Origin of the sequence: Sedimentitalea xiamensis (assembly GCF_030164465.1) — a bacterium.
Lineage (GTDB): Bacteria > Pseudomonadota > Alphaproteobacteria > Rhodobacterales > Rhodobacteraceae > Sedimentitalea > Sedimentitalea xiamensis.
On the sequence record NZ_JASNJE010000036.1, the window covers coordinates 20,900 to 43,567 of the forward strand.

Sequence of the window (22,668 nt, forward strand, 5' to 3'; positions counted from 1 at the left end):
CGGGTTCCTTCACGGCTGCATCCCTTCCAGCGGCGGATAAGTTGGCGGGAAAATTTCGGCGATCGGCGGATGGCCGGTGGTGCGGTCGGGGTATTTCGCCACCATGCCGTCGAACTGCGCCTGGGCGCGGCGGCGAGCCTCAGCCATGTCGATCCCGGCCACTTCACCATTGCGCATAGAGAGCCGCCCGTCGACGATGGTGGCGCGCGTTACTCGCCCGCTGCCGCCAAGGATCAGCGTCTGCACCGGGTCGATGGCGGGCGCCATGGCGGCATCGCTCAGATCGAACACGGCGATATCGGCCTTGGCGCCTGCACGCAGCACGCCGATGTCGCCGCGGCCCAGTGCCCGGGCACCGCCAAGCGTGGCGGCATCGAAGAAATCGGCCGAGGTGCAGGCGGTGATATCGCCTTCGACCATCCGGCACATCATCATCCCTACAGCCAAGTTTAGCACCATGTCGGGCGGGGCGGTATCGGTGCCCATGGCAATGCCCACGCCGATATCCTTGAGTTTGCGGAATGACCGCAGCGCGCCGCCGTGGCGGGCGCTGACCAGCGGGCAATGCACGACTGTCACCCCGGCATCGGCATAGCGCTTCAGATCGTCCTCGGTCGCCACGGTGGCATGTGGCGCCAGCAGGCGCGGCGACAAGAGCCCCATATCGCCAAGCCAGCGCGGCGCCGTCTTGCCATGCAGCGCCTGCACCGTGGCCAGCTCCATCGCGCCCTGCGCCATGTGCAGCCGCACCGGGCAATCCAGATCGTCGGCCGCCTGCATGGTGCGCCGCAACAGCGCCTCGGTGCAGGTTTCCACCCGGTCGGGCGCCAGCATCGGGCGGATCAGGTCATGACCCTGCCAACGGCGGGCGAAGGCGATGGCATCGTCAAGCCCGGCTAGCCCCCGCGCCTCGTCAAACTCGGCGACCATCCGGCCATCGGCTTCCACCACCATGCCGCCGCTACGATAGGCCGGGCCAAGCCAGACCCGCAGACCAAGCTCCTGCGCAGCCTCAGCCGCCGCATCGAATTCGGCCACCGTCTCTCCCCAGGCGCGGTAGAAAAGCGAGGCGATGGGTGCGGCGCTGGTGATCCCGTTCAGCAGCAACTGGGCGAAGGCGAAGCGCTTCTGGAAGGCCAGTTCTTCGGGCGAATACATCTCGTAAGGCCCGCGTTCGACATAGGAGCGCGGCCAGACGCGCCCCTTTTTCTCGGCCGGCCAGTTGTCGAAGGCCAGTAACGTGGTGTCGAGATCGGAAAGTGCGTCCAGATCGACGAAGCCAGGAGAGACCAGTGCCTCGCCCATGTCATAGCGCGCCGCGACCTCGCCCTTGAAGCGCGGCCCGGCATGGAGCACGGTATTACCTTCGATCACCACCTCGCCATCGCGCAGGAGCCGGCGACCGGCAGGGGTATCGACCACGATCCAGCGCGCCGCAAGCGCCCAGCGGCCCGGCGGACGGCTGCCCAGCGTTATGTCGGCAAAGCGATTCACGGCGCCTCGACCAGCGTTTGGCCATCGCGCGCGGTGACATGCCCGCCCTTGACCACCAGCTTACGCGGCGCGTGGGTGACAACCGCTTGCACCACGGTTTCGCCTTCGACTAGGACGACATCGCCCGGTGCGCCCGCTTCCAGCGCCCGGCGCGGCTTGGCCATCGCCTCGGCGCCGCCGCCGGCGCAGATATCGAGCGCGCGTTTCACCTCCTCATCCATCCGTAGGTTGTTGCGCAGCCCGACAAACTTGGCCCGCTCCAACATGTCGCCATTGCCGTAGGGGCCCCAGGTATCCTGAATGCCATCATTGCCGGCGCCGATCTTTATGCAGTGAGCGTCGAGTTCCTTGACCATCGGCGCGGGCGAGGAGGTGGGCGCGGTGGTCATGATCCGCACATCCAGCGCCGCCAGCCGTGCGAGCATGGCATCGACCCGCCGAAAATCCGGCATCCCGAGGCAGAAGGCATGGGAAATCGTCACCAGCCCGGTCATCCCCAGCGCCTCGGCCCGGTCGAGGATCATCTCCATCGAGTAAAGGCCCAGCTCGCCACGTTCGTGCAGGTGAATGTCGATCCCCTTGCCGTGCTTCTCGGCCAACCCGAAGATGGTGTCGAGATGGCCTTTCGGGTCGCGGTCGAGCCCGCACGGGTCGAGCCCGCCGACCAGATCGGCGCCCATCGCCATTGCCTGATCCATCAACTCGGCCGTGCCCTCGCGGATCATCAGGCCGGATTGCGGGAAGGCCACCGTTTCGATCTCGACCACATCGGCCAGCTTCTCGGCGGTTTCCATCACGCCTTCCAGCGCACGCAGCCCACCTTCGGTGTCGATATCGACATGGCTGCGGATCAGGGTGCCGCCGCGCGCCACGGTCTTCAGCGCGTGGCGCATGGATTGCACATGCGGGTCGATCCCGAACCGCTTTTTCATCTCGCGCTCGTTCTCGATCATGCGCATAAGGCTGCCGCCGCCGACATCGTTCTTGTACCAAGGCCAGCCGATCAGCGATTTGTCGAGATGGGTATGGGCATCGACCAGGCCGGGAAGGGCGATCAGCCCGCCGCCATCTTCGGCCGCCATGCCGGGCGCGTCGATGCCCGGTGCGATCTCGGCAATGGCACCATCGCGGATCAGGATATCGGCGGCATCTCCATCCATGATGCGGACGTTGCGGATCAGAAGCGAAGTCATGCGATGTAATCCTTTATCGAAGTTTCGGGTTCAGCGCGTCGCGCAGCCAGTCACCCAGCATGTTGACGGCCACCACCAGAATACAGAGCTGGATCGAGGGGAAGAGCACGATCCACCACGAGCCCGAGAAGAGATACTGGTTGCCAACCCGGATCAGCGTGCCAAGAGACGGCTGGTTCGGCGGCATCCCGACGCCGAGGAAGGACAGCGTAGCCTCGATCAGGATGGCGAGGCCGAAATTCAGCGTCGCGGCCACGAACACCGGCGTCAGCGTGTTGGGCAGGATGTGTTTCAGCATCAGCCGCCGCGCCGGTGTGCCCACCAGCCGCGAAGCCTGCACATATTCCTTGCGCCGTTCCACCATCGTCTGCGCCCGCACCACCCGGGCGTATTGCACCCAGGAATAGAGCGCGATGGCCAGCACCAGCACGATGGAAATTCCGGCTTCGCGCAATTCGGGCGGCAACAGGGCCTGCGCCACCGAACTCACCAGAATGGCCACCAGGATGATCGGGATCGAGAGCAGCACATCGCCCACCCGCATCAGCACGTTATCGACCCAGCCGCCGTAATAACCGGCGGTCAACCCGGCCATCACCCCCACCGCCAGCGAAACCACCACCGAGGCCAGCCCGATGAAGATCGAGATCCGTGTGCCATAAAGGATGCCGGAAAGGATATCGCGCCCCTGCACATCGGTGCCGAGGATGAAGGGCATCTGCCCGCCTTCCATCCAGACCGGCGGAAGTTCGGCGTTCCACAGCTCGAGCGAGGCAAGATCGTAAGGGTTCTGCGGCGAAAGCACCGGCGCGAGGATCGCGGCCAGGATCACCACGGTCAGCGCAATGGCGGCGCCGATTGCGGGTTTGGAGTTCTTGAAGCTCCACCACAGATCGCTGTCGAAAAACTGCCCGGTACGGGTTTTCGGCGCCTTGGCCGGTGCGGTTACGGGAATATCGGTCATTTCTCGGCTCCACGCAGGCGCGGGTCGATCACCGCGTAGGTGATATCGACGATGGTGTTCAGCAGCACGAAGATCAGCGCCACGATGCATAGGTAGGCGGCCATGATCGGCACATCGACAAAGGTGACAGCCTGGATGAAGAGCAGCCCCATGCCCGGCCACTGGAACACGGTTTCAGTGACCAGCGCGAAGGCGATAAGCCCGCCGATCTGCATCGCCGTCATCGTCACCACCGGCATCAGGCAGTTGCGCAGCGCGTGGCGGAAATGGATGGCGCGGGCCGGGATACCGCGCGCCCGGGCAAACTTGATGAAATCCGAGCGCAGCACTTCCAGCATCTCGGCCCGCACCAGCCGCATCACCAGCGTGATCTGGAAGAGCGAGAGCGACAGCGCCGGCAGCACGATCGACATGCGGCCCGTATGGGTGAGAAGCCCGGTCGACCACCAGCCGATCTGCACGGTATCGCCGCGCCCGAAGGCCGGGAACCAGCCCAGCCAGACCGAGAAGATCAGGATCAACCCGATGCCGACGACGAAACTGGGCAGCGACACCCCGATGATCGAGGTGAACTGCATCGCCTCGGCGTACCATGTCTGGCGTCGGATGGCGGTGATCACCCCCATCGGAATGCCGACCACCAGCGAAATGATCGTCGCCACGATCACCAGCTCGAAGGTGGCCGGGAAGCGCTCGGCGATCATGGCCAGAACATCCTGCTGGTTACGGAAGGAGATGCCGAAATCGCCCTTGGCGGCATTGCCTACGAATGTGCCGAACTGGGCGATAAAGGATTGATCGAGCCCCAGTCGTGTGCGCAGATCGTCGCGCTGCTCCTGCGTGGCCTGCTCGTTCAGCATCAACTCGACCGGATCGCCGACGAAGCGGAAGATCATGAAGGCGATGAAGCTCACCGACAGCATCACGAAGATCGCATTGGCGAAACGCTTGATCAGAAAGGCCAGCATCGGTGCCCCCTTTTGGTGCAGAAGATGCGGGCAGCGCCCAGGCGCTGCCCGCGGTGACATGCGATTACTTGGTGACGTACCAGAGCCGCGGCTTGTTATCGGGGAATTGCGGGAAATCCGCGAACGCCGCCGATACCGCCCAGGCCATTGGCTGCTGATGCAGCGGCATCATCACGATCTCGTCGCGCGCGATCTTCAGCGCCTCGGTCTCCATCGCCAGCCGCTTGTCGTGGTCAAGCTCGACCCCGGCGGCATCGGTCAGCCTGTCGATTTCGGGATAGGACCAGCCGCCCCAGTTGAACACGCCAGCATTGCCTTCCTTGCTGTGCAGCATCTGGATCAGGATCGAATAGGTATCCAGCATCGGCAGCGTCGCCCAGCCGATGGTGTAGACATCGGCCTGGCCGTTTGCGCGCTTCGGCGTCTGCTTGGCGGTCGGCCCGATATCGAGGCGCGGCTTCAACCCCACCCGTGACCACATCGAGGCAATCGCCTGACAGAACTGCTCTTCGTTAACATAGCTTTCATTAGTGCAGACGAAATCGAACTCGAACCCGTCGGGATAACCGGCCTCGGCCAGCAGAGCCTTGGCCTTTTCGACATCGACCGCGACAACGGTATCGAGATCTGCTGAATAGCCCGGGATCGCCGGCGCCACCAGCAGGCCCGCGTTACGCGACTTGCCGCGCATCACCTTGTCGTGGATCAGCTCCATATCGACAGCCATCTGCATGGCCTGACGCACGCGCAGGTCATTCATCGGGTTTTTGCCGCCGGCGATCAGCTCCTCGCGGCGGTTGAAGCCCAGCATGACAGTGCGCAGGTCGGTGCGCTCCAGCACCTTGAGGTTGGACGCCGCAGCCAGGCGCGGCAGATCCTGCACCGGGGCGTTGTCGACAAAATCGACCTCGCCCGACAGCAGCGCCGCAACCCGTGTCGCCGCCGACGAGATCGGCTGGAATTCGATACGGGTCAGGTTGTGCTTGGGCGTGTCCCACCAGCCGGCATTGGCGGTAAGAATGGTCTGCGCCTCAGGCGTGCGCGATTCGAGGATGAACGGCCCGGTGCCGTTGGCGTTGAACGTGGCGTAGCCTTCCACCCCGGCGCTCACGTCGGTGGGTTTCACGGCATTGTTCTCGACCAGCCAGTCCTTGTCGAACACATGGATGTTGGTCAGGTCGTTGAGCAGCAGCGGATACGGCCCCGTCAGCTCGATATCGATGGTGTAATCGTCGACCACCGCGGCGCTCTTGTAGGCCGGCAGGTTGCCTTTCAGTGGCGAGGTCGGGTCGCTGACCCGTTGCAGCGAGGCAAGGACGTCTTCTGCGGTGAAATCGTTTCCGTTGTGGAACTTGACGCCTTCGCGCAGCTTGAAGCGCCAGGTCGTCGGCGAGACGATTTCCCATGAAACCGCCAGCGCCGGCTCGATCTGGAGATCGCGGTTATAGCGCACCAGTCCCTCGTAGATGTGGTTGAGGAAGTTGATCGTGTAGCTGTCGCCGTAGGAATACGGATCGAGCGACACGATATCGCGCGGAGCGCCCCATTTGATGGTTTCTGCGATGGCGCCAGTGCCGATGAGGGCCGCAACCAGCCCCCCGGCCAGCACGGTTTTGGTTCCGAATGTCTTCAACATGAAAGGGTCTCCCCGGTTTGGATACAAAATCACTCGATTTCGCATCCAAGTTTTTGGTTTCCCACGCCACCCAAAGCGTTCCGGGCGCGCAGCCTTTTCTCAATCTGTTGTCTCGTTGTGAGATGGTGGAAGCTTAAAATTTTGTATTTTGGATTGTCCACAAAAAAGTTTAGTTATTGGATACAATTAAAGTATGCAATACATGAGAAGTGTTACCTGCTACAGTCTCGCAACCATCTGCAGTAATGACAAACGGAACCGGACATCTGTCCTCTAAATGATTAAGAACATGTACAAATCCTCCAAGCGCAGCTTCCCCGTCTACGATTCTCTCAGGCAGGCGATCATTGAGCAGGCCCTCAAACCAGGGGTCAAACTGCCCGAAGACTCGATTGGTGAAACTTTTGGCGTGAGCCGAACGATTGTGCGAAATGCGCTGGTCCGGCTGGATGCAGAAGGCCTCGTCGATATCCAGCCGAATCGCGGCGCCTCCGTCGCCGAGCCGACGATCGAGGAGGCCTACGACATCTTCGAGATGCGCCAGTGCCTCGAACGCGAGGTCATGCAGCGCCTGTGCCGGATGGACCCGAAACCCATCGTCAAGGCACTGAAGGCACATCTCGCCGAAGAACGGAGCGCGCTCGGCAAGGACAGTACCCGCTCGATCCGGCTGGCCGGAGAGTTCCATATCCTGCTGGCGGAGCTGACCGGCTCGCAAATCCTCGCCAATTACGTCAACGAGATCGTGTCGCGCTGTTCGCTGATCCTTGCCCGGTTCGCCCAGGCCCATTCAGCCGAGTGCGGTGTCGAGGAACATGCCGAGATCATCTCGGCCATCGCAGAGGGCGACGCTGAAAAGGCCATCGGGCAGATGCACAGCCACCTGCATGGCGTGCAGGACCGGGCGCTGCTCAACCCCGATGACGACCGTGCCGAGAACGTAGCCGAAATCCTTTCGCGTTACCGCACGAATGAGACCGACTGATCGAGATGGCGCTGGAAGACGAATTTGAACTCGTCTCTACTTGGACGGGATGGCTGCCCGTTATGCCGGAAAGATTCCGCGTCGCTCCGCAAGCGCGGCGGTGCGGTTTTGTTTGAAATGGCAACGTTTCAAAAGGCTGAGGTTCTGGTTGAAGATGGAGGCGTGAACAGCAACGAGTTTCAGAAGGCTTCGCATCTGCCTGAAGCGCTGCACGGCGCGCTCTCTTCGCCGGAACGCAAGGTGCGAATTGTCACTTAGCACTTAAATGGGCTCTGCCTCAATCTGTGTGGCGCAGCTATCCTGAACCTGAAACCTTCAGGAGGGATAGTTGTGATTTCAAAGAAGCACTGGTCGCCCGGGCGCGATGTTTCCGTTCAACGCGTCGAGCGGCGTGAAACCGACGGGTGGCTTGTATCTGGCACCTTGGCACCGAAAGGCATCTGCCCGGATTGTGGATTGCGATCGCTGCGACGTCACGGGTGGCGACAACGGCGACTGCAGGATCTACCCGCACATGGCGACAAGGTCACAATCGCACTCTGGGTCTGCAGATGGCGATGTCCCGCTTCCACGTGCCCGCGGCGGACGTTTTCGGATTACACGTCAACAATTGCACGCCCATTTGCACGTCGAACGTCGCGTGCTGGAGAGATTGTCGGTCATTTGGGGCACGCCATGGGTGGGCGTCGGTGTCAGCGATGACACGGTGCTGCGACACCTCAAGCAGCGTGCGGAAATCGCCGCCCCACCACCAAAGGTCATTGGCATCGATGATTGGAGCTGGCGCAAGTCGCAGACTTACGGAACAATCATCGTCGATCTCGAGCGGCAGGCCGTGATTGATATCCTCGCGGATCGCAGCGTTGAAAGCTGTGCGGAATGGTTGCGGCAGCACCCTGAGATTGAAATCGTCAGCCGGGATCGTTGCGGAGTATATGCGAAGGCCGCACGTCAGGGCGCACCGCAGGCCCTGCAGGTCGCGGACCGTTTCCATATCGTCCAGAACCTGCGCCAAGCCATTGAAGAGCAGATGAATATGCATGGCCGCGCCACCGGACGGGCGCTTTTGTCAGATGCCGATAACATCGGCACGGCCAGCCATCTGCTGCGATCGCGGCTTGCGCATCGGCAATCACGTGAGGAGATTTTCCAATCCATCCATGCGCTTCGTGATCAAGGGCTGTCTTGTAGCGAAATCGGACGGCGGACCGGCTTCCCGCGTCGTAGTGTGGCGAAGTGGTTGAAATTTGACACGCCACCAGATCGCCGCCGAGCTGCATTGAAGCCCACGTCGCCGCGGTATTTTGAGGGCATTCTGGCCGATCTTTGGAAACAGGGCATCCGGTCTGGCCAGGAAATGCTGGTTGAAATTCAACGCCATGGCTATGAGGGTAGCTTGTCCCACCTGCAACGTCTGCTGGCCGGATGGCGAAGGGCTGAACAGATCGTTCCAGCAGGCCCGACCGACACAGCGCGGCCGCTGCCACCTGTTCGGGACCCGCAAACCGGCCACGCCATTTCGCCGGTTGTCGCAGCGGCGCTCTGTATCAAGCCGCGACGCAAATTGACCGCGGACCAAGCCCAAAAGGTAGACGCGTTGAAGGCCGGATCACCAAGCTTTGCCACGATGCGGAGCCTCGCCATGCGGTTTCAGGGCGTTTTGCGCGGCGACCAGGCCGCTCCGCTGGACGCATGGATCGACATCGCCATAGAGACTGGCATCCCGCCAATCATGCGCTTTGCCCGCACGCTGCACCGCGACATCGGGGCCGTGCGCAATGCCATCGAACTTCCGTGGAGCAACGGTCAAGCGGAGGGCCAAATCAATCGCCTGAAGACCCTAAAGCGCGCCATGTACGGTCGTGCCGGACCAGAACTCCTAAGAGCCCGAATGCTGCCTCTCCGCCACACAGATTGAGGCAGAGCCCTTTTAAGGGCAACGTGACACCTGCCGTCGCCTCATGACCATTCCCGGCGTTGGTGCCGTGGTCGCGATGACGTTCCGAGCCGCTATCGACGATCCGAAACGATTTCGTTCATCAAAGTCGGTGGGTGCCTGCTTTGGCCTGACGCCACGACGATACCAATCCGGCGAAACTGATTGGGTCACGTCGATCACCAAAGCTGGCGATGCAAGTGTACGGGCTGCGCTCTATGAAGCAGCGCATGTGATGCTGGTGAGAACGAACCGGTGGACCCCGCTCAAGGCATGGGCGATGCGCGTTGCCGCTCGACGGGGCGCAAAGCGCGCCAAGATTGCCCTCGCGAGGAAATTGGCCGTCATCATGCACCGGATGTCGATAGACGGCACAGAGTTCAGAGCCGCCTGACAGACAAGGAACACCAATCCTTCCGCAAGGAAGGCGGCCCTGAAGGGACGCGGTGAGGGAAAAGCCGACAGAAATCCTGGCTTGAACTTAAAGCCGCAACGGAGATGGGCGTTCCCGAGCCAAAGCCGACCGCATCATGTGAGTGCTATACGCAGATCACGGACAGAAGCATGCACCTTCAGTTGCTACATCCTTGCAATAGCGAGCCCGACTACAGAAGGATTTCTGGTTCATCGAACCTATCATCGCGCAAAGACGAGAGAAAATTTCGGACCACCGAAGGACGCCACTGACGATCCGGCCCGTGCGTGGGGCGGAACCAGCTATCGTTCGTGTCGGGAAGGAACGAGTTTTTGCACATACGGGGCAAGGCGCTGATCGTGCTCCCTTCGAGCAATTTCGACGATCTTGTTGATCAAGGTGTCGGTTGCCGAATGGAGGACCCGTCCGCGGCGTTTGGCGACGGCCCATTCGCCATCAATCCCCAAGTCGATCGGGATCTGCTTCAACACGCCAAGCGCCAAGGCATTCCGGACCGTCCCGGACGTTGTCAGCAGGATCAGATCACTTTCGGCAACCGCATCTCGTACCGCCGCGATATTGTGACTGTCGATCGAAATGACCGGACTGAGATCGCCGTCTTTACGGCCGAGGAAACGCGCGAATGCGCTTACGATGGAATCGGGGAAATGCGTTCCCGCGAAGCGATAGCGGGCGAGGTCAGCGGCGGTCGGTTGGCGTAGATTCAGGATCGGATGGCCCACGCGGCAAAAGGCGCCGCCAGGAATCGGGGGCAACGCGGTCATGTCCAGATCATCGACGTCGTACTGGAGATCTCGCGTGTCCCCTACGATCAGATCCAGATCACCGTCTCGCATCGCTCCGATCATCTCCAGGGTCTCCCCGATAATCAATTCGAGCGTCACGTCAGGGTGTGCATTGTGCCACTCTGCGAGAATCGGGCCGCCGAGAGAGGTGGAAAAGACCGCGGTCATTCCAGCGCGGATGTGGCCATAGTCGCCGGTGGACAGGTTTTCGAGCGTTTGATCCAGGTTGTGCGCTTCGCGTAGCGTCGCTTCGACCTGTCTCAGGATCGCTTGTGCTTCTGACGTAAGCCGTATCGGGCGCTCGGACCGTTCGAACAGCAGGAAGCCGAGGCGCTGCTCGAGGCTTTTGATGGCATTGCTGAGCGCGGGTTGAGTAATATGCGCCAGCTCTGCGGCCCGCGCAAAGCTTCCCTCCTGTGCGACGAGCCAGAAATAGTGCAACTGCGTCAGATTTTGCATTTTTCACCTCGGTTCCGGCGTTTCGTGTCCTTGTGACGGCACGTCGCCAAATTCGTGAGGCGGACACAAGCACCTGTTTTCACGCTAGGATTCCACTTTATTCGAAGCGCGAATGATATCATTAAGAAAGTAAAGTAGACTGAATGCAAGCGTCTGTTGATGTTGGGCACAACTGCAGTCTGTTGTGGATAGGAGGAGAAACATGGCACTCTACAAAACACTTGCGGCCTTTGGACTGATGGCGATGACGTTCGTCTCGGGCGCTCAGGCGGAAACGGTTCTCAAGCTAGCAACGGTGGCCCCCGAGAAAACCCCGTGGGGCGCACAGATCAAGCGGCTGGCCGAGGCGGTTGCCGAAGAAGGCGAAGGGCGCCTCAAGGTCGAGCCCTACTTCAACTCGCAGCTTGGCACCGAGAACGACACCCTGGCGCAGCTGGCACGCGGGCGCATCGAGATGGGTCTTTTCACCGTGAGTGCCGGCGCGCAGCAAGCCCCGGAAATCGGCCTGATGCAGCTTTACGGCCTCTATGACAGCAACGATCAGCGCGCCTGCGTGCAGGACAACTACCTGACGGACGAAATCCGCGAGCGCCTCGGCTCGAAAGGCGTGTATTTTGGCTCCTGGGCCGAGGTTGGCAATGGCTGGTTCACGGCCGATCGCCCGGTGCGTAGCGCGGACGAACTGAAAGGGCTCAAGGTTGGCGTTTCGGTCAACAAGATCAACTCGGCCTACTGGCGCGCGATGGGCGCCAACCCGGTGCCGGTCTCGCCCGGCGAAGCGGCCTCCGCCCTGTCCACCGGCCTGATCGACATGTACCCGACCGTCTATACCTTCTACATCCCGTCGGGCCTGAACAAGGTCGCGCCGGTTGTGACCGAGTATAACTATTCCAACGGCCCCGGCATGTGGGCGGTGAGTCAGCGCGTCATGGATCGCATGAGCGAAGAGGATCAGGCCGCAATGAAACGGGCGCTGGAGCGGTTCACATCCAAGGGGATCATGGACGAAGTGTTCGCCTTCGAGGACGTGCTGCGCCATATGCACATCAAGGGCGGCGGCCAGGTTGTCGAAGTCACCGACGAGGAAATCGCGAGTTTCCGCGACAAGCTGCCTCCGTTCTGGGCGGAAATGACCGCCGAGTACGGTGCAGACGGTGAACAGATCATGAAGCTGATCGAAGAAGGTAAGGCCAACTGCGCGCCATAACCTTCCCCGCAAAGGGCCGGGTCTTCCGATGTGATGCCCGGCCTTGCGTTTTTTTGACGGGAGCCCCCTCATGACCGGACCCAATTCACCCGCTTATATCACACGCTGCCTGCATGTCTGGCACCTGCTGGAGCGCTGGATTGCCGTTGTCGCCTTCAGCCTGATTGGTTTCCTGATTTTCGCCGATGTCGCTGGGCGTGAGTTTATCGGCCCGGTTGGACGGGCGCTTGGCCTGGAGATGGGAGCCACCGGTGTTTACGGCGCGGGCAAGATGGCGCTTTTCCTGCTGGTCATCGCCGCTTTTGCCGGGCTTGGGGTGAGCGTTGCGACCGGCGCGCAGATCGTGCCGCGTATCGCGTTCAAATGGATTCCGGCCAGCTGGGGGCCTGTGGCTGACCGTCTTGGCAACCTCGTCAGCGCCGCCGTGTTCTTTGCAACCGCCTATTATGGCGCGCTTTTCGTGATTTCATCGCGGTCCATCGGCACGGTGATGCCCGGCCTCGACTGGCCCGTCTGGATCATCCAGACCGCCATCCCCATCGGGTTTGCCTCGGCCGGGCTGCGGTATCTGGCCTTTGCGATCTGGCCGCAGAGCGCCCCAGTGCGCGAGGAGTTGCCTGAATGAGCGCGATCCTTCTTCTTGGTCTGGTCCTGGCCCTGCTGGTCCTGCGCCAGCCCCTCACCGTTATCCTGCTTGCGGCGATTGCCTATGTGCACATGGTCTGGGGGCATGGCTATCTCGATTACATCGTCGAGGACATGTGGACCTCGCTCAACAAGGAGCTGATCCTCTCCGTTCCGCTCTTCCTGCTGTGCGGCGCGATCATGACCGAGGGCACCGCGGCGCGGCGGCTGGTGCGTATTGTCAGGGCGATGACCGCACCGACACGTGGCGGGCTGGGGGTAGCGGCGATCATCAGCTGTGCGGTGTTCGCGGCGATTTCCGGCTCCTCCATCGTCACGATGATCGCGGTGGGCTCGGTGCTTTATCCCGCCATGAAGGAAGCCGGGTATACGAACCGCTTTGCGCTTGGAACGGTGGTGTCTGGCGGCACGCTCGGGATTATCATTCCGCCCTCGATCCCGCTGATCCTCTATGGCCTGGTGACCGAGACCTCGATCGTCGATCTGTTCCTTGCCGGGATCATGCCGGGCATGGTGCTGATCGTGTTGATGACCGGCTACGCGATCTGGGCGAACCGCCACCAACCCGCGCAGAAAATGGATTGGGGCGAGTTGCGCATCGCGTTGCGCGAAGGGATCTGGGCCGCGCTCTTTCCGGTGATCCTGCTGGGCGGCATCTATTCCGGCTACTATTCGCCCACCGAAAGCGCGGCTGTCGCGCTGGTCTATGCGCTGGTGATCGAATTCTTCGTCCACCGCGAGATGACGCTGAAGAAATACTTCAACGTGGTCACCGAGACGGCGAAACTCGGCGGCGCGCTATTCCCGCTGATCGCGGTTGCCCTGTCGCTCAACCTCGTGCTGACGGAATATCGCGTTCCGGCCCAGATGGTTGACCTTGTAAGTGCGTGGATCGACAATCCGATCGCCTTCCTCGTGGTGATCAACCTGCTGCTTCTGGCGGTCGGCGCCTTCATGACAACGAACGAGGCGATCCTGATCCTCGGCCCGATCCTGATGCCCGTGGCGCAGGCCTATGGCTTTCACCCGGTTCATTTCGGGATCATCATGATCGTTAACCTCGAAATCGGCTATCTGACACCGCCCGTCGGCATGAACCTGATGGTCGCGCTGGTGACGTTCAAACAGAAGTTCAACGAACTGGTGATGTCGGTGCTGCCCTATATCGCGATCCTGGTGCTGGGCCTGATCATCATCTCCGCCATCCCCTGGCTTTCGCTGGGATTGCTGTGAACTGCCGGCTTGCTTGGAAAGGAAATACTCATGCGTACCAACTCCGCCGATAGCACCTATCGCCTGCGATCCCAGGTCAGTGTGCCGAAGCTGCTGGAATGCGGCGAGGTTTCACATTGGTGGTGCACCCATATCGCGGAAACCATGCCGACCGCGATCGTGCCCAGTGCGCAAATCGCCGCCGCGCTCGAACCCGCGCCGATTGCTGGCATCATGGATATCACCGCCGAAACCGAATTCGGCAATCTGCCGCTGCGTGATTTCCTGACCCACCCACAGGGTGGAGCGCGTGCGATTGTCGTAGTCAAGAACGGCGAGATCGTCGCCGAAAGCTATCCTGACCTGCGCCCCGAGCAATCCCATCTCTGGGCCTCCTGTGCCAAACCCATGGCCGGGCTGCTGATCGAGCACCTGATCGAGGCCGGCCAGATCGACGAGACCAATGGAATCGGCACCTACATCCCGGCCTTGCGCGATACCGATTGGAGCGATGTCGCCGTGCGCGACGTGATGGACATGACGCCGGGCATGGACTGCGAGGAGAACGATCAGACCCGTGCCGACCCGTCTTCAAACGCCATCCGTGCGTTTCTGGCCGAGTTCGGTGTGCCGCATAGCGGAAAGGTAGAAACACTGCTCGAGGTGCTTCAATCCAGCAAGCGCGTGAGCACGGCGGGCGAGAAATTCGAATACGGCTCGCCCTGCACGCAGGTGCTCGTCTACCTTGCCGAAGCCGTCTCGGGGCTGCCCTGGGCCGAGCTCTTCCGGCAGACTGTCTGGACCCATGTCGCAGCCGAAGGGCCACTTCAGGTGCACCAGTCGCCCGACGGGGTGGCGCTGGCGCATGGGCTTGTGTCGTCGCGGCTGCGCGATATGGCCCGGTTCGGGATGCTGTTCACCCCGAGCTGGCGCATGATCTCTTCGAAACAGGCGGTCAGCGCGGCCACGCTGGCCCGCATCCAGTGCGGAACCCGCGACAAGACTTTTTTCCTGAAAGGCTATGACGGCCCTGTTTTCACCGATCGTTTCGGAGACGATAGCATGCTTGGCAATGCCCGGCAGTGGGATTGCATCTGGCCCGATGGCGACTTCTACAAGGGCGGGTTCATGGATCAGGGCCTCTACGTCTCGCCTGGCCGCGATCTCGTGATCGCGTATTTTTCCACCACGCCGAACATGCAGATGACCCGCTATCTGCGCCCGATTGCAACCTCGGACCTGCTTGCCTGACACATTGAGACGGAGCTTTCCAATGACCCAGCACATGCCCACGAAACGCCTTGAGATGACGCTTGAAGACCGCCTGAATCAGGAGGAGGGCTGGGTTTACATGACGGGGATGCAGGCGCTGGTGCGGCTGCCGTTGCAACAGCGCCAGCGCGATGCGGTGGCGGGGCTGAACACCGGCGGCTATATCTCGGGCTATCGCGGCTCGCCGCTCGGGACCTATGACATGAGTCTCTGGCAGGCCGAAAAGCAGCTCAAGGAACACAACGTCGTGTTCCAGCCGGGGATCAACGAGGACATGGCGGCCACGGCTGTCTGGGGTTCGCAGCAGGTGGGGCTTTTCCCCGGTGCGCGCGTCGATGGCGTCTTCTCGATCTGGTATGGCAAGGCGCCGGGGATGGACCGCTCGATGGACCCGATCCGCCATGCCAACCTTGCGGGAACCAATGAAAAGGGCGGCGCGCTCTTGCTGGTGGGCGACGATCACGGCGCCAAATCCTCGACGCTGGCGTGCTATTCGGACGGCAATTTTGTCTCGGCCGGGATGCCGCTGCTGGCGCCGGCCAACGCGCAGGAGGTGCTGGACCTCGGGCTGCACGGCATCGCGCTCAGCCGCTATTCGAGCACGCTTGTCGGGCTGAAACTGGTGACGGATGTGGTGGAGGGGGGCGGCTCTGTCTATGTTTCGCCCGAGAGCCCGAAGATCAGCCTGCCGGAGAAGAAGGTGCGGCATCCGGGCATCACCCATTTCCGCCCCTTCATGGAGCAGGAGCGCCTGCTGTGGGACGTGAAGCTGGGCCTTGCGCTCGACTATGCCCGCGCCAACGGGCTGAATAGCATTTCGGGAAGCAAAAGGGCGCGGATCGGGATCGTCTCGTCGGGCAAGGCCTGGCAGGATTTGCAGCAATCTCTGGCGGGGCTCGGCTATCGCGACGGCAAGATCGGTGATATGGACGTGCGCTTCCTCAAGGTCGGCATGGTGTGGCCGCTCGACGCTGATATCGTGCGCGAGTTTGCCCAAGGGCTCGACGTGGTTCTGGTGATCGAGGAGAAGCGCGCGCTGCTGGAAGACCAGATCCGCAGCGTGCTTTACGGCACCGATCATGCGCCGCGCATCGTCGGCAAGAGCTTTCAGGGCCACGGGCACGGCAGCGAGACGGCGGAATGCGCGATTCCGGCGGTGGGCGAGATTGACCCGGGGCTGATCACCAAGGTGATCGCACGGGTGGCCAACGAGACCGACCCGAAATGCGGCATCGCGCTGCCCAACGAGGGCGGCTTGCCGCCGGCGCTGGACGGCGGCGCGACAAGGCCGCCCTCGTTCTGCGCCGGCTGCCCGCACGGGCGTTCGACCAAGGTGATCGACGGCAGCCGCGCGCTGGCCGGGATCGGCTGTCACGGCATGGCGATGCTGGCCGATCCGATGCGCACCAACTCGATGAGCCATATGGGCGGCGAGGGTGTTGGCTGGCTGGGCCAGTTCCCCTTCACCGACGAGGCGCATGTTTTCGCCAACATGGGCGACGGCACTTATTTCCACTCCGGGCTGATGGCCATTCGCGCCGCCATCGCCGCAAAGGCGACGATCACCTACAAGCTTCTCCACAACGGCTTCGTCTCGATGACGGGCGGGCAGCCGCATGACGGCGAAATCTCCCCTCCGATGATGGTCGAGCAACTGAAGGCCGAGGGCGTGGAGCGCATCGCGCTGGTGACGGACGAGCCCGAGAAATACGATGGCCGCGATTTCGGCACGGGCGTGACCGTGCATCCGCGCACCGAAATGGAACTGGCGCAGCAGGACATGCGCGGGCGCAAGGGCGTGACCGTCATCATCTATGACCAGCCCTGCGCCACCGAGCGCCGCCGCCTGCGCAAGCGTGGCAAATGGGTGGACCCGGACAAGCGCGTTTTCATCAACCCGGAGGTTTGCGAGGGGTGCGGCGATTGCTCGACGATTTCGAGCTGCATGGCGATCGAGCCGCTGGAAACGGATCTGGGCCGCAAGCGGATGATCAACCAGAGCGCCTGCAACAAGGATTTCTCCTGCGTCGAGGGCTTCTGCCCCTCCTTCGTGACGGTGAGCGGCGCGACGCCGCGCAAGGCCCGCGTGGCCGATGCCACCATCGATGTGAGCCACCTGCCGCTACCGCCTGAGCGCGCGATCGACGGCTCTTGGTCGATCCTCGTGTCGGGGATCGGTGGTGCGGGGGTGGTGACCGTGGGGCAGACGCTGGCGGTGGCCGCCCACGCCGACGGCTATTTCAGCTCCAACCTCGATATCACCGGGCTGGCGCAGAAATACGGCGCGGTGCATTCGCATATCAAGCTGGCGATGAGCCCCGAAGAAATGCGCGCGACGCGAATCGCGGCGGGCGAGGCCGATGCGCTGATCGGCTGCGATCTGGTGGTCGCGGCGGGCGACGAGACGCTTTCCAAGCTGACGGCGGGCAGATCCGTGGGCGTGACCGATGTGACCGTGGTGCCAACCGCCGAATTTTCGAAAAACCCGGAATGGCAGCTCAATGGCGACGAACAGCTCGAACGTCTGAAGCGCGTGCTGGGCGAAGAGGCGCGCGGCATCGAGGCGCAGAAGCTCGCAGAGCGGGTTATGGGTGACCGGGTGTTCGCAAACATGCTGCTGACCGGCGCGGCCTGGCAGCAGGGCGGCATCCCGCTTTCGCTCGACGCCATCCATCGCGCCATCGAGCTGAATGGCGTGGCCGTGGAGCGCAACAAGCGCGCCTTCGATCTTGGCCGGCTAGCCATTGCCGACCCGGAAGCCACCCGCAAGCTGAGCGGCGAAAACGAGCCGGTTTCGCTCGACCATCATCGCGAGCCGACACTCAAGGAAATCGTCGACCGGCGCATGGGCGAGCTGACCGCTTACCGCGATGCGGGCTTTGCCAAGCGATACACCGACATGATCGACAAGCTCGGCAAGGCCGGGCTGGATGACGCAGCCCAGAAAGCGGCGGCGCGCGGCTATTACAAGCTGATGGCGGTGAAGGACGAGTGGGAGGTGGCGCGGCTCTATGCCAAGCCCGGTTTCATGAAGGAGCTGAACGAAGCCTTCGAGGGCGACATAGAGCTGACCTTCTATTTCGGTGCATGGCCCTATGGCGGGAAAGATCCGAAAACCGGCAAGCCGGTGAAGGGCGCGGTGAAGGGCAAGACGGCGATGCGCTTTTTTGGGCTGATGAACCGGCTGCGATTCCTGCGCGGCAGCATGCTCGACCCGTTCCGCAACAATGACGAGGCCAAGCTCGCCCGGACACTGCTGGCGGAGTACGAAGCCGATCTCGATTTCGCCATGGCCAATGCTTCGGCAGGCCGGGCGGCGGAGATCGCCGAGCTGCTCGACCTGCCCGAGCATATCCGCGGCTATGGCCACGTGCGCGTGCGCCATGCCGAGGCCACCGGGAAACGCCGTGCGGAACTGCGCAACGCAATCCAGAACCCGCAGGAAAAGGCAGCGTGAGCCCGTCTTCTCATAGCGAATACGACAACCACCTTCGCGTCAGTTTCGTGGCGGACCCGGACAGCGGCCTGCGGGCGATCCACGCCATTCATCGCCCGGTTGACGGCCGCACCGGGGGCGGGATCCGGTTTCGCCCCTATGCCCGCGACGACGAGACGCTCACTGATGTGCTGCGCCTGTCCAAGGCGATGAGTCACAAGTTCGCACGGGCGGGCCTACCCGCCGGGGATGCCAAGACGGTGATCATTGGCGATCCGGCCAAGTTGAAGACGCCCGAGCTTCTGGCGGCCTACGCCCGTTATGTCGAAAGCCTTGGCGGCCTTCATATCGCCGGACCGGATATTGGCACCAACGCCGATGACATGACCGATCTGGCCAAGACCACGCGTTTTATCGCGGGCCGGTCCGATTTGTCGGGCACCACCGCCATCCCCACGGCGCGGGGCTGCTTCTCGGCGCTGAAGGCCACGATCTGGGCCGCATTTGGCCGCGATGACTTTGCCGGCCTGCGTATCGCCATTCAGGGCGTTGGCGGCGTCGGCGGCGTTCTCGTTCAGATGCTCGCCGATGCAGGCGCCGATCTGGTGGTGGCCGATATTGATCAAGCGGCGCTTGATGCGGCTGCGGCCCTGGGGGCCAAGGTTGTTTCGCCCGACAAAATCCTTGCTGCGGATGTCGATCTGTTGTCGCCAAACGCGATGGGCGCGGTACTGTCCAAGACCAGCATTCCCACGATCAATGCCAAGGCGATTTGCGGCTGCGCCAACAATCAATTGGCGACGCCGGACTGTGCGCAAGCCCTGGTGGATCAGGGCATCCTTTGGGCGCCCGATTACGTGGTCAGCGCGGGCGGCGCCATCGACGGCAGCAAGGATGCCGGCCTGATCACTGCCCAGGAAAGCGCCGCAAAGATCGACGGCATCGGCGCAGCGCTGGCCGCGATCTTTGACAGCGCCAAACGCCAAAGCATCACAACCGAGGCCGCAGCGCATGCGCTTGCGGAAGACCTCATCACCCAGTTCGAATAAGGAGTTACGACCATGGAACTCAGATCTGACCGTGTCACCAAGGGTGCGCTGAACACGGGTGTTCGTGCTCTGTGGCGGGCCACGGGCACGCAACCTGAAGAGTTTGGCCGCCCGATCATCGGCATCGCCAATTCGTTCACCGAAATGGTGCCGGGCCATGTTCACCTGCAAGCACTCGGGCGCTTGGTGGCCAAGGAAATCCGCGCTGCCGGGGGCGTCCCGAAAGAGTTCAACACCATCGCGGTGGATGATGGTATCGCGATGAGCCACGAAGGCATGATGTATTCGCTGCCCTCGCGCGACCTAATCGCGGATGCCTGCGAATACATGGCCAACGCCCATGCCATCGACGCGATGATCTGCCTTTCGAATTGTGACAAGATCACCCCGGCCATGCTGATGGCCGCGAACCGGCTGAACATCCCGACGATCTTTGTCTCGGGCGGGCCGATGGAATCGGGCAAGTTCGACTATCGCGGCCAGACCCGGCGGATCGACGCCATCGACACGATCTATGTCTCCAGCGCCCCGGATGCCACCCAGGCCGAGATGGACGCCGTGGAAGAGGCCGCCTGCCCGACCTGCGGGTCCTGCGCCCTGATGGGAACGGCCAACTCGATGAACTGCCTGACCGAAGCACTGGGCATGGCCCTGCCCGGCAACGGCACCATCGTCGCCACTCATACCGACCGCGAGGACCTGTTCAAGAAGGCGGCGCACCGGATCGTCGAGATGGCCAAGGCCTATTACCGCGACGGCGACGAAAGCCTTCTGCCGCGCTCGATCTGTTCGCGGGAGGGACTGGAGAACGCCGTCCGCATGACCATGGCGATCGGTGGCTCGACCAACACGATCCTCCACCTGCTGGCCGTCGCCCGCGAGGCCAGGGCGGATTTCAGCATCGACGATTTCGACCGGATCAGCCGTGACACCCCCTGCCTGTGCAAGGTCTCGCCCTCGGCGCACGAAGTTTTCATCGAAGACATGCACCGCGCGGGCGGCGTTATGTCGGTGGCGCACGAATTGCTGAAGGCGGGCAAGTATAACGGTAATGTGCCGACCGTTCTGGGTCAGCCCGTGACCGAATATTGCGCCGATTGGGACATCACAAACCCGGACAATGAGGAGGCGCGCGCGCTCTTTTCGGCCGGTCCGGGCGGCATTCGGTCGATCCGCGCGTTTTCGCAATCGAGCCGGTTCAAGGAACTGGATACCGACCGCGAAAACGGCGTGGTCCGCTGCGCCGAGCACGCCTTTACCACCGATGGCGGCCTTGCCGTTCTGCGCGGCAATCTGGCGCCCGATAGCTGCGTGGTGAAATCGGCGGGTGTGCCCGACAACCTCTGGCAGTTCCGCGGCACCGCCATTGTCAGCGAAAGCATGGAAGAGGCGTTGGAGAAAATCCAGAATGGCACCGTGCAGGCGGGCCACGTCGTGGTGATCCGATACGAGGGGCCGCGCGGCGGGCCGGGCATGCGCGAAATGCTTACGCCCACCGGCGTGATGAAGGCGATGGGGCTGGGCGACAAGGCCGGTCTGATCACCGATGGGCGTTTTTCCGGTGCCACGTCGGGCCTGTCGGTCGGGCACGTCTCGCCCGAGGCGGCCTCGGGCGGCGTGATCGCATTGGTTCAGGATGGCGATGTGATCGAGTTTGACATCCCCAACCGTCGCGTGCATCTCGACGTGCCCGATGACGAGCTTGCCCGCCGCCGCGACGAGATGAACGCGCGCGGTGACAAGGCCTGGAAACCGGCCACCCGTCAACGGCAGGTCTCGACCGCGCTGCGGGTCTTCGGGCTGATGGCCGGATCGGCCGACAAGGGCGGCGCGCGCGATACCGAGCGCCTGGCCCGGCTCGAGCAACTCTCGGCAGAAGGGTAATGCAACATGACCAAGATTGTCACCCTGTCACGCCCCATGCCCCTGCCTCAAATAGAGGCGGGCGGCGAGGCTGTGGAATTTGTCCCGGTGTCCTCCGCCGCCGATATCCCGGCCGTGGCGCTCGCGCATATCTCGACCGCGATTGATCCGGTCGATGGCGATTTCATCGCGGGCATGCCAGAAGGCCAGCGCCTGATCGCGAATTTCGGCGTGGGTGTCGACAATATCGACCTGGCCGCAGCGGCGGTGCGCGGGATTGTGGTTTCGAATACTCCGGTAGTGACCGAAGACACCGCCGACCTTGCCTTCACGCTAATCCTTGGCGCGGCGCGGCGCGTGGGGAAGGGTGAACGCTATCTGCGGGCTGGGAAATGGTCAGCCGGAGAGGCCCCGCCCGCGCTTGGCATCCGCGTGCATGGCCAGGCCCTCGGGCTGGTGGGCTTCGGCCCCATCGCGCAGGCCGTTGGGCGGAGGGCCAAGGGCTTCGGGATGGAAGTGCTCTACTGGAACCGCACCCGCCGCGAGGACGCGGAAACGGCTCTTGGTGCAACTTTCGTGCCCGACCTCGCAGAACTGCTGGGCCAAAGCGATATTATCTCGGTGCATACTGCGCTCGTCCCGGCTACGCGCAATTTGATCAATGCCGAACGGATTGGGCAGATGCGCAAGGGCGCCGTGCTGGTCAACACCGCGCGCGGTGGCATCGTGGATGAAGAGGCCCTCTGCGACGCGCTGGAGGCCGGCCATCTCGGGGCTGCGGGGCTCGATGTTTTTGACGGGGAGCCACAGGTGCTTCCCGCCCTCATGGAGCGGCAAGACGTGCTGCTGACCCCCCATATCGGCAGCGCAACATCAGCCTGCCGGATGGATATGACGCAATGTGTGCTCGGGAATGTCGTTTCGTTTCTTGAAAGCGGTAGCGTCCAAACCCCGGTGAAAACCGGCTGACCCGTTGGCACGAATTCTGTAGGAGCCCCCATGCCCACTGTCGCGTTGCCCTTTAATCTGAGACGGGACGCGTTTGGCGGCAATTTTTGCCCTTAATTGTGAGATGAGGCTGTCATGGGGCCGGCGCTTTTCGCGCGCCTTTGCGCGATGTGATCAATC

At 62.4% G+C, this 22,668-nt stretch carries 17 protein-coding genes and 2 pseudogenes; 12 read left to right on the top strand and 7 right to left on the bottom strand.

Features of this window, described 5'->3' with window-relative positions; genetic code table 11:
• Positions 1-9: 9 nt before the first annotated feature.
• The 5 genes from QO034_RS20075 to QO034_RS20095 form a co-directional block, all read right to left on the bottom strand.
• Positions 10-1,494 carry an amidohydrolase family protein gene (locus QO034_RS20075; RefSeq protein WP_284487313.1) on the bottom strand — a complete coding sequence of 495 codons (1,485 nt, stop codon included), beginning with the start codon at positions 1,492-1,494 and terminating at the stop codon, positions 10-12.
• On the bottom strand, positions 1,491-2,687 hold the full coding sequence (locus tag QO034_RS20080; protein ID WP_284487314.1) for an amidohydrolase family protein: 1,197 nt from the start codon (positions 2,685-2,687) through the stop codon (positions 1,491-1,493). The genes QO034_RS20075 and QO034_RS20080 overlap by 4 nt, the downstream gene beginning before the upstream one ends.
• A gap of 13 nt (positions 2,688-2,700) precedes the next feature.
• Complete coding sequence (locus QO034_RS20085; RefSeq protein ID WP_284487315.1) at positions 2,701-3,651, bottom strand: ABC transporter permease; 951 nt, start codon at positions 3,649-3,651, stop codon at positions 2,701-2,703.
• On the bottom strand, positions 3,648-4,619 hold the full coding sequence (locus QO034_RS20090) for an ABC transporter permease (RefSeq protein WP_284487316.1): 972 nt from the start codon (positions 4,617-4,619) through the stop codon (positions 3,648-3,650). Before QO034_RS20090 ends, QO034_RS20085 begins: the two co-directional genes overlap by 4 nt.
• Positions 4,620-4,683: 64 nt before the next feature.
• On the bottom strand, positions 4,684-6,255 hold the full coding sequence (locus QO034_RS20095) for an ABC transporter substrate-binding protein (RefSeq protein WP_284487317.1): 1,572 nt from the start codon (positions 6,253-6,255) through the stop codon (positions 4,684-4,686).
• A 289-nt stretch (positions 6,256-6,544) separates the two neighbouring features.
• Here QO034_RS20095 and QO034_RS20100 point away from each other — a divergent pair, with 289 nt between their 5' ends.
• The gene (locus tag QO034_RS20100; RefSeq protein WP_284487318.1) at positions 6,545-7,240 is read left to right on the top strand and encodes a GntR family transcriptional regulator; all 696 of its coding nucleotides are present in this window, start codon (positions 6,545-6,547) and stop codon (positions 7,238-7,240) included.
• A 60-nt stretch (positions 7,241-7,300) separates the two neighbouring features.
• Here QO034_RS20100 and QO034_RS23455 read toward each other — a convergent pair.
• Positions 7,301-7,492, bottom strand: a pseudogene (locus QO034_RS23455) (IS6 family transposase); the annotation flags it as partial.
• A gap of 78 nt (positions 7,493-7,570) precedes the next feature.
• Between QO034_RS23455 and QO034_RS23460 the strand changes: the two are divergent.
• The 3 genes and pseudogenes from QO034_RS23460 to QO034_RS20115 all read left to right on the top strand — a co-directional run.
• The gene (locus QO034_RS23460; protein ID WP_456115098.1) at positions 7,571-7,942 is read left to right on the top strand and encodes a transposase family protein; all 372 of its coding nucleotides are present in this window, start codon (positions 7,571-7,573) and stop codon (positions 7,940-7,942) included.
• 4 nt (positions 7,943-7,946) lie between these two features.
• Entirely contained in the window at positions 7,947-9,158 is a 1,212-nt protein-coding gene (locus QO034_RS20110) for an ISL3 family transposase (protein WP_456115099.1), read from the top strand.
• 31 nt (positions 9,159-9,189) lie between these two features.
• Positions 9,190-9,570: pseudogene (locus tag QO034_RS20115) on the top strand (transposase); the annotation flags it as partial.
• Between the two features lie 323 nt (positions 9,571-9,893).
• Here the strand turns inward: QO034_RS20115 and QO034_RS20120 are convergent.
• On the bottom strand, positions 9,894-10,856 hold the full coding sequence (locus tag QO034_RS20120) for a LysR family transcriptional regulator (RefSeq protein ID WP_284487320.1): 963 nt from the start codon (positions 10,854-10,856) through the stop codon (positions 9,894-9,896).
• A 202-nt stretch (positions 10,857-11,058) separates the two neighbouring features.
• On the opposite strand from QO034_RS20120, the gene QO034_RS20125 reads away from it, so the two are divergent.
• The 8 genes from QO034_RS20125 to QO034_RS20160 all read left to right on the top strand — a co-directional run bounded on the left by QO034_RS20125 (position 11,059) and on the right by QO034_RS20160 (position 22,509).
• On the top strand, positions 11,059-12,063 hold the full coding sequence (locus QO034_RS20125) for a TRAP transporter substrate-binding protein (protein ID WP_284487321.1): 1,005 nt from the start codon (positions 11,059-11,061) through the stop codon (positions 12,061-12,063).
• A 70-nt stretch (positions 12,064-12,133) separates the two neighbouring features.
• Positions 12,134-12,688 carry a TRAP transporter small permease gene (locus QO034_RS20130; RefSeq protein WP_284487322.1) on the top strand — a complete coding sequence of 185 codons (555 nt, stop codon included), beginning with the start codon at positions 12,134-12,136 and terminating at the stop codon, positions 12,686-12,688.
• Positions 12,685-13,941, top strand: coding sequence for a TRAP transporter large permease (locus tag QO034_RS20135; protein WP_284487323.1), 1,257 nt, complete (start codon positions 12,685-12,687; stop codon positions 13,939-13,941). Before QO034_RS20130 ends, QO034_RS20135 begins: the two co-directional genes overlap by 4 nt.
• 30 nt (positions 13,942-13,971) lie before the next feature.
• Entirely contained in the window at positions 13,972-15,171 is a 1,200-nt protein-coding gene (locus QO034_RS20140; RefSeq protein WP_284487324.1) for a serine hydrolase domain-containing protein, read from the top strand.
• A 22-nt stretch (positions 15,172-15,193) separates the two neighbouring features.
• Positions 15,194-18,649: an indolepyruvate ferredoxin oxidoreductase family protein gene (locus QO034_RS20145; RefSeq protein ID WP_284487325.1), complete on the top strand. Its 3,456-nt coding sequence runs from the start codon at positions 15,194-15,196 to the stop codon at positions 18,647-18,649.
• Positions 18,646-19,677 carry a Glu/Leu/Phe/Val dehydrogenase dimerization domain-containing protein gene (locus tag QO034_RS20150; protein WP_284487326.1) on the top strand — a complete coding sequence of 344 codons (1,032 nt, stop codon included), beginning with the start codon at positions 18,646-18,648 and terminating at the stop codon, positions 19,675-19,677. The genes QO034_RS20145 and QO034_RS20150 overlap by 4 nt, the downstream gene beginning before the upstream one ends.
• A 12-nt stretch (positions 19,678-19,689) precedes the next feature.
• A complete protein-coding gene (gene ilvD / locus QO034_RS20155; RefSeq protein WP_284487327.1) occupies positions 19,690-21,561 on the top strand; it encodes a dihydroxy-acid dehydratase in 1,872 nt (623 codons plus the stop codon).
• 6 nt (positions 21,562-21,567) lie between these two features.
• A complete protein-coding gene (locus QO034_RS20160) occupies positions 21,568-22,509 on the top strand; it encodes a 2-hydroxyacid dehydrogenase (protein ID WP_284487328.1) in 942 nt (313 codons plus the stop codon).
• The last annotated feature ends 159 nt before the right edge of the window (positions 22,510-22,668 follow it).

Bases quoted from the DNA above. Each gene is read 5' to 3' on its own strand.
- QO034_RS20080 (WP_284487314.1), bottom strand. From the start codon at position 2,687: ATGACTTCGCTTCTGATCCGCAACGTCCGCATCATGGATGGAGATGCC.
- QO034_RS20085 (WP_284487315.1), bottom strand. From the start codon at position 3,651: ATGACCGATATTCCCGTAACCGCACCGGCCAAGGCGCCGAAAACCCGT.
- QO034_RS20090 (WP_284487316.1), bottom strand. From the start codon at position 4,619: ATGCTGGCCTTTCTGATCAAGCGTTTCGCCAATGCGATCTTCGTGATG.
- QO034_RS20095 (WP_284487317.1), bottom strand. From the start codon at position 6,255: ATGTTGAAGACATTCGGAACCAAAACCGTGCTGGCCGGGGGGCTGGTT.
- QO034_RS20100 (WP_284487318.1), top strand. From the start codon at position 6,545: ATGTACAAATCCTCCAAGCGCAGCTTCCCCGTCTACGATTCTCTCAGG.
- QO034_RS20120 (WP_284487320.1), bottom strand. From the start codon at position 10,856: ATGCAAAATCTGACGCAGTTGCACTATTTCTGGCTCGTCGCACAGGAG.
- QO034_RS20125 (WP_284487321.1), top strand. From the start codon at position 11,059: ATGGCACTCTACAAAACACTTGCGGCCTTTGGACTGATGGCGATGACG.
- QO034_RS20130 (WP_284487322.1), top strand. From the start codon at position 12,134: ATGACCGGACCCAATTCACCCGCTTATATCACACGCTGCCTGCATGTC.
- QO034_RS20135 (WP_284487323.1), top strand. From the start codon at position 12,685: ATGAGCGCGATCCTTCTTCTTGGTCTGGTCCTGGCCCTGCTGGTCCTG.
- QO034_RS20140 (WP_284487324.1), top strand. From the start codon at position 13,972: ATGCGTACCAACTCCGCCGATAGCACCTATCGCCTGCGATCCCAGGTC.
- QO034_RS20145 (WP_284487325.1), top strand. From the start codon at position 15,194: ATGACCCAGCACATGCCCACGAAACGCCTTGAGATGACGCTTGAAGAC.
- ilvD (WP_284487327.1), top strand. From the start codon at position 19,690: ATGGAACTCAGATCTGACCGTGTCACCAAGGGTGCGCTGAACACGGGT.
- QO034_RS20160 (WP_284487328.1), top strand. From the start codon at position 21,568: ATGACCAAGATTGTCACCCTGTCACGCCCCATGCCCCTGCCTCAAATA.